Origin of the sequence: uncultured Chryseobacterium sp., assembly GCF_913776365.1 — a bacterium.
Classification (GTDB): domain Bacteria; phylum Bacteroidota; class Bacteroidia; order Flavobacteriales; family Weeksellaceae; genus Chryseobacterium.
The window spans coordinates 1-7,948 of sequence record NZ_CAJYMO010000012.1; the positions used below are offsets into that span (position 1 = coordinate 1).

Annotated in this window: 5 protein-coding genes; all 5 read left to right on the forward strand. The window is 42.8% G+C overall.

Annotated elements, in window-relative coordinates:
• A partial coding sequence (locus QZ735_RS00705) for a TonB-dependent receptor plug domain-containing protein (RefSeq protein ID WP_294243270.1) occupies nt 1–2,788 on the forward strand: 2,788 nt, incomplete at its 5' end.
• Nucleotides 2,789–2,867: 79 nt separating this feature from the next.
• Nucleotides 2,868–4,850, forward strand: a complete 1,983-nt coding sequence (locus tag QZ735_RS00710; RefSeq protein WP_294243272.1) for a VWA domain-containing protein — start codon at nt 2,868–2,870, stop codon at nt 4,848–4,850.
• Nucleotides 4,851–4,864: 14 nt separating this feature from the next.
• A complete protein-coding gene (locus QZ735_RS00715) occupies nt 4,865–6,481 on the forward strand; it encodes a DUF4139 domain-containing protein (RefSeq protein ID WP_294243273.1) in 1,617 nt (538 codons plus the stop codon).
• Between the two features lie 156 nt (nt 6,482–6,637).
• A complete protein-coding gene (locus QZ735_RS00720; RefSeq protein WP_294243276.1) occupies nt 6,638–7,141 on the forward strand; it encodes a transcriptional regulator in 504 nt (167 codons plus the stop codon).
• Nucleotides 7,142–7,334: 193 nt separating this feature from the next.
• Complete coding sequence (locus QZ735_RS00725) at nt 7,335–7,766, forward strand: hypothetical protein (RefSeq protein WP_294243278.1); 432 nt, start codon at nt 7,335–7,337, stop codon at nt 7,764–7,766.
• Nucleotides 7,767–7,948: the final 182 nt, after the last annotated feature.

Consider the following 7,948-nt stretch of genomic DNA (forward strand, 5'->3'; position numbering starts at 1 on the left):
TTTCACCGATCTTCAAAATTCAAACTATAAAATCATTGCGAGATCCTTCCAGCCGAAAAAGAAAGTGGAAATACGGATTTTATCTTACAAGCTGAACATCAGTCCTGTTGAGAAATCAGGACGTGGCACTGCTGAGGCAGATGAAGCCATAACGGAAGCAATAGAGAGGACTGAAACAAAAAAGGCAGACAGGGACATTGCCCGGGCAGGTACACCTTCCGGAAAAATGGTGGGAAGACCTGTTGTTTCCGATACGGTTTCCAGGGAACAGAATATCAATGAAGTCATTGTGACAGGAGCAATGGGTATAAAGAGAGAGGCTTCTGTTACAGGAGCTTTGACATCAGTCCGTGCAGAAGAGGTTCCGGAGCTATCTTCTCTGGCAGGGAAAGTAGCGGGTCTTGAGGTTGTACCTTCCGGTAATCAGGTGAACGGATATGTAACAATCCGGGGTTCGCGTTCCATTTCAGGCAAAAGCCCGCTATTTGTTGTAGACGGTATTCCGGTGGAACATTTCAATGACCGGATCAATCCGCAGGATATCAGTTCAGTAACTGTACTGAAGGATGCGGCGGCAACAGCTGTTTACGGCAGCCAGGGCGTGAATGGGGTCATACTGGTTACTTCCGCCAGGTACGGCAATTCCGGGCATGCAATGGATATTACTCCCAAAACTTATTTTGCAGTAAAAGCTGTCAGTCGGGACAGTCTTGAATCATATGCCAGAGCCAGAAAATTCTCGTATCCGGTTTATGAAACAACCCGGACGCCGTACAGGTTTGATTACCGTGAGATCCTGTACTGGAATCCGGTGGTGGAAACCGGTAAAAACGGGAAAGCCAGAGTGGAATTCTATAATTCGGATGCTACAACAACTTTCCGGACCCTTACGGAAGGAATCTCAGCAGGAGGATTGATAGGACGGGATGAAACTACTTATGCTACCCAGAGCATGATTTCCGCTGATGCCAAAATTCCACAGTATCTTACCAGGACAGACCGGATGAAAATCCCTGTAGTGATTAAAAATAATTCCGCGGAAACCAGAGCGGTTGTAATGGATGTTATTGTGCCGAACCGGGTACATCTGGTAAAAGCGGATACGGTGATCTCCCTCAAACCATTGCAATCCGGCAGGATGTTTGTGGAGATACAGGCCGATGAAAAGGTTGATTCCAACATCCGGTTTACATTGAGTTCCGGGAATTTCCGGGAGACGGTAATGTTACCTTTTACAGTGGAGGAAAAAGGATTTCCGCACCGGTATTCAATAACCAATCATAAAACGCAGGAAATGAAAATCAGCATTCCTGACTATATCAGCGGCAGTCTGATCTCCTCTTATCATGTTTACAGCAACAGGGCACTACAGCTGTTTGAAGATATGGACAGGCTTAAAAGGGAGCCGTACGGGTGCTTCGAGCAGCTTTCTTCCACTGTATATCCGAATATCTTCATTCTCGATTATCTGAAATCCATTCATGCCATAACACCCGAAACAGAAAGACTTGCGATCCGGAATATGAAAAAAGGCTATCAGAAGATGCTGAGCTATAAAAACGGGGACGGCGGATTTTCCTATTTCGCATCTTCGGAATCGGATGTAGCCCTCTCTGCTTTTGCGCTGCTGGAATTCAGGGATCTGAAGAAATATGTGGATATTGATCCCAAAATAATCGGCAACCTGATTTCATTCATACGCTCGAAGAAAAACAGGAACGGGATTTTCGAAGTAAAAAGAAGCTATGAAAATTCCCCTGCTTCGTCAGAATATCAATGGGCCAGAAATATATATGTGCTGTATGCCCTTTCGAAGATGGGAATACAGGAAGACCTTCATGATGCATTTGAAGTCAGTATGAAGCGTGCAATGGCTACAAAAGATCCCTATCAACTTGCCCTGATGGCCAATGCAGCTGTAAATTTCGGCAGAACCCATGAGTACCGTCAGCTGATGGAAATCCTGGACAACCAGTTTACCGGTAAGTCGTGGAATGTAAAATCCACTTTTACCGGCTCGCAGGGAAGTTCTGCCGATTCCGAGACCACCGCACTGTATATGATGGCCCAGCAGAAGGACAAAATGCTAAGTCCACTTGAAAAAACAGCAGCAGCCGACCGCCTGATGAACAGCAACGGCTATCATGGCTTTGGTTCCACCCAGGCTACAACGCTGGCACTGGAAGCACTGTCCGGTTTTTTCGCTGAAAATGAAAAACTCTACGGCCAGGAAAAACCGGCTGTAAAGATAAACGGGGCGCAGGTACAGCCGGAGCAATCCATTGCTTCTGCTTTCGCATCCGGTGAAAATATCATCTCGGTACAGTATCCGAAAGACAAAGGGCTGCCTTATCAATTGGAATACGAATATTATACATTGAAGGCGCCGGAAAACTCAGCAGTCCCATTAGTACTGGAAACAACGCTGAAATCACCGGAACCTAAAGTAGGAGAGACCAGCCGTATGACCGTAACTGTAAAAAACCGGATCAACGGACCATTACCGATGGTAACAGCCAAAATCGGGATCCCGGCCGGACTGACACTTCAGAATGCCCTGCTGAAAGACCTTGTGGAAAAAAAGCAGGTTTCTTACTATGAAATTTTCGATAATTACCTGGTATTGTACTGGGAACATTTCGAAGCGAGTGAAACAAAAAGCGTCCACCTGGACCTGAAAGCGGAATTTGCAGGCACCTATACCGGAAAGGCCAGCCATGTCTATCTGTACTATATGCCGGAAGCCAGAGCCTGGAATGAAGGAATCAGATCATATGTACAACCTTGATCCGGCAACAGGAATTGCAACCATTCCGGCTTTTCACATCCTAAAAGAAAGAATCAGCGGACTATAAAAATGATACACTATGAAAAAAACAGCAATCAGTATATTGGCTCTGATGATCCTTCAGGGCTGCAAAACCAAAACCATTTCGGATCAGAATAAAGAAACCCAAAAGTTGAGTCTTAAAAAAGACAGAGACCAGGATGGTGTTAAAAACAGACGAGATAAGTGCCCGGAGGTTCCGGGACCGGTGGAAAACAAAGGCTGTCCCTGGCCGGATAGAGATGCAGACGGAATTCCTGATAAGGACGATCAGTGTAAAGATGTTCCCGGGCCTATACAAAACAATGGCTGTCCATTCCCGGATTCAGATGGTGATGCGATAAACGATGACGATGATGGCTGCCCGTCCGTAGCCGGACCTCAGGAAAACAACGGCTGCCCCTGGCCGGATACCGATGGCGACGGAATCCTCGATAAGGATGATGCCTGCCCGACTGTTCCCGGCCTGCCGGAATACAATGGCTGTCCGAAACCGAAAATGGCAACCGCGGTGGAGGTAGAATCGGTTCTGGTTACTTCTTTTCGGAAACAATCGTACCGTAGTCCTGTCAACCATCATAAAACAGGTAAGAAGAAACATTTCGTTAAAAACAGGGATTACAATGATGAAGCGTATGACCGACTGATTGAGAATCCTTTTGAACTGACAAAAAATCAGCCGTTATCGACTTTTTCAATTGATGTAGACCATGCTTCGTATTCCAATGTCAGAAGAATGATTGAAGATGGAGAAGTACAGAAAGATGCAGTGAGGATCGAGGAAATGGTTAATTATTTTAAGTACAATTATCCTCAGCCTAAAGACAGGCAGCCTTTTTCCATCAATACCGAACTTGGGACTGCTCCGTGGAATCCTGGCCATAAACTGCTGAAAATCGGATTGAAAGGAAAGAATATTCCGATGGATAACCTTCCGCCTTCCAACATTGTATTCCTGATTGATACTTCGGGTTCCATGGCAGAAGAAAACAAGCTGCCGTTGCTGCGGTCTTCCTTAAAAATATTGTTGGATCAGCTGCGGCCGGCAGATCAAGTAGCCATTGTGGTGTACGCAGGAAGTGCCGGGGTGGTTTTACCTCCGACTTCCGTAGCTGAAAGAAGAAAAATAACCGACGCCCTGGATCAGTTGAGTGCGGGAGGAAGCACAGCCGGAGGAGCCGGTATCGAGCTGGCTTACAAACTGGCCCGGGAAAGTTTCATTAAGGGAGGAAATAACAGAGTGGTTTTAGCGACCGATGGTGATTTCAACGTCGGTGTTTCTTCCACGGGTGATTTGGAAAGTCTGATCGAAGAAAAAAGAAAATCCGGAGTATTTCTTACCTGCCTGGGCTACGGAATGGGGAATTACAAAGACCATAAGATGGAAACGCTGGCCGATAAAGGAAACGGAAATTATGCGTATATCGATAACCTGCAGGAAGCCAATAAATTCCTGGGAAGGGAGTTTGCCGGTAACCTTTACACCATTGCAAAAGACGTTAAAATCCAGATCGAGTTCAATCCGAAATATGTGAAATCGTACCGCCTGATCGGTTATGAAAACCGGAAATTAAGAAACGAGGATTTTGTAAATGATAAAGTTGATGCAGGAGAACTGGGCAGCGGCCATACCGTAACGGCGTTGTATGAGATCATTCCGGCCAACAGCCATTCGAAGTTTCTGCCGAAGCAGAACAAGCTTAAATATGCTTCCACTGCTGCAACAAAAGGATTTGGCGATGAATTCGGAACCGTAAAATTCAGATATAAAAAACCTCAGGGGTCAAAGAGCGCAGAAATGGTGCAGGTCATCAAAAATTCAGATACCCCGAAGGTGAGCTCCGATTTTAAGTTTGCTTCTTCCGTTGCCTGGTTCGGGCTGGTTTTACGAGATTCTAAATTAATTACCCAAAAAAACCTATCGGAAATCGAGCGGCTTGCCAAAGAAAACAAGGGCGAAGATAAAGAAGGGGACAGAAGTGGATTCGTAAAAATGATCAAGGATTATCAGGAGATAAAATAAATAAACGTTACCATATGAAAAAGGTCATTATCGTTGCTTTATGCGGTATTTCAACTATGGCATTCGGGCAAAAACCTGTAATTGCGGAAGCGAAATTAAATTCAGTTACTTTATATGAACAGTCTGCAGAACTATACAGCAACAGCACATTTAAAATTCCGAAAGGGAGCTCAGAAGTTGTGATTACAAATGTTGCACAGAATATCGATGAAAGTACTATAAAAATAGGCTCCCGATCTAAAGTTTCAGTTCTTACGTATCGATTCACAACAGATGAAAATTTTTACAAAACGGAACTGGATAAAAGAAACCCGCAGCATAAGATTGTCCTGGACAGCATCTCCCTTATGGAGAAAAAATTAAAGGATCTGGACTTTCAGAAAACAGCATTAGCAAACAGCATTGGTATTTTGGATAAAAATCAAATGATTAATGCAGGATCCACTTCCTATTCAAAAGAACTTGAAAAGCTCATTGATTATTATCAGAAAAAAAGGACTGAACTGAGCATACAGCTGGATAAGGCTGAAACTTCCTATTCTTCTGTGGCTGAAAAGCTGGATAAATTACGGACAAAATTTGATCTCAACAATCAGGAACTTGAAAAATATCCTAAAGGGAAACTGGTGCTGCAGATTTCGAGCGAAGGTTCGGAAGATGTCAATTTAGACATCCGATACAGCATCCGTGAAGCTTTGTGGAGGCCCTATTATGATGTTGTTGTTCCCGATATAAATTCCAAAGCACAGTTGCTGTATAAAGCAATGGTTAGACAGAATTCCGGGCTGGACTGGAAAAATGTTGAGCTTCATCTCGTTTCCGGATATCCGAATGTTAAAAAACAGATTCCTTTCTTACCTGCATGGAGCGTTTTTTATCAGGAGCCCTTCGCAGGAGCCGTTGCAGGAGTAAAGATAAACAGAGATGAATCTTCTGTATCTGTCAGATCGATGTCATATGCTGAAAAAGAAATGAGTGTCTCCGAAGTTGCCCTGGTTGGTTCAACCGTTTCCAGGAATCAGCTGAATGTGGCCTACGACCTGAAAGACCGGTATACCATTTTATCCAATAACAAGGATAACAGCATTAATCTGGACAGGACAGAAATTCCAGCAAACTATACGTACTATACCATTCCGAAAATTGACAGAACAGTGTATCTGATTGCAGAACTCGATAATCTTGATAAATACAACCTCATCAATGCAGAAGCGAATGTAATTTTCGAAAATACGAACGTCGGCAAAACAACCCTTAACGCAGAAAATACAGACACTAAACTTTTACTCACGCTGGGCGATGATAAAAGAATAAGCGTCAAAAGAGAAGCGGTTAAAGATAAAACCATGGAAAAGAGTATTTCTTCATCCAATAAAGAACAGCAGTTTGCTTATCAATTGACCATCCGCAACAATAAAAGTGAAAAGGTTAAGATCAGAATCAAAGACAGAATTCCGGTCTCTCAGGATAAGCAGCTCATCATAACGCTGGTCAATAAAGGAGGTGCCGTTTATAATGAAGAGACAGGTGAACTGACCTGGGATATCCTGTTAAACGCCAACGAGACCAGAAAATTAGAATTTTCATTTAAAGTCAATTCCTTAAAAAACAGGACGATTTCAGGATTGTAATAAATAAGCAGAGACGATCTCAGAATAGTAAGTTAAAAGTTAGTATCAACAGGCATTTCAGAAATGCCTGTTTTTATTTTAAATAAACTTTCAAAAATTATTGAAAATTCAAAAAATATAATTACATTTGTCATAAGAAACTGAAACAACAGAACAATGACACTTTCGGAAGCTAAAGAAAAATACATCCAGACCTGGGGAACGTTCGCCACCAATTGGGGGATCAACCGGACGATGGCACAGGTTCATGCTTTGCTGATCGCGAGTGAAAAGCCGCTTTCTACCGATGAGGTGATGCAGCAGCTGGAAATTTCGAGGGGAAATGCCAACATGAACATCAGGGCACTGATGGACTGGGGAATCGTGAAGAAGGAGTTTGTAAAGGGTGACCGTAAAGAATACTTCATTGCTGAAAAGGATGTCTGGTTTTTGTTCAAACAGATCACCAAAGAGAGGAGGAAGCGGGAAATAGAACCGGTCATTTCCTTTCTGGAAGAGCTGAAGGACATCGAAGACAAAGATGCGGAAGGCGCCGAAGAATTTATCAGGCTGATGAACGATTTCAGTACGGTTACCGGAAAGATCAACAACATCATGGACCTGGCGATCAAAAGCGACGACCATTGGCTGGTAGGGAAAATTACCAATCTGTTGAAATAGTGATATGTAAAAACAGGTAAAACTTTTTCAAAGATTTTAACTTTGACAAAGTGTAAAAGGCAGAAGCCTTTTTTATTTCATTTAAACTTTCAAATATTATTGAAAATTTTATAATTATGAAAAATTTAATCATTCATTTGTTCCTGATTTTTTATTTCGGGCTTCATCAGAAAAATTAGTAAAAATGATAACCATGAAAACTTTTATTACCACCGATTTTTATATACAGTCTCTGCTGTTTTTCCTGCTCCTTATGTCGGTTATACCGCATTTTCAGCCATTTGTTAAAGATTTTGGTATTGCTGTGTACTTTCTGATTGCGGTGGTTCATCTGATCAGCGCCAACCGTAAAATGTTTTCCGCTGCTTACAGAAAAAATATCATGTTCATCATCTGTTATACTGTCAGTATGCTTTTTATCATAACCCTTCTTTCACTGGCAGCAGTTGATGAAATATCTGTCATAGACCGTTTCTGGACTATTTACGGCAGGCGCGTGATGAGTTTTGCCATATACGGCACACCGGTCCTGGCCCTTACTTATTATCTGATCTGTGCAAATGATTACAGAAGGCAATTAAAAAAACAGAATTCAGCATCAGACAGGATTTATCATATCAATTAACTGTTCCATGTTTAATATCATTTCATATCTGCTTTTCCTTTCTATCAGTTCGTACATTACCGTTGATATAGGAAGAAGATGCTACCGGGCCGGCGCAGTCTATCTGGAATACCTGATTCATGATTCGGATTTCTGCCTGACGATCAACCGCATCTTACTCGGATGTTATTATCTGATCAACC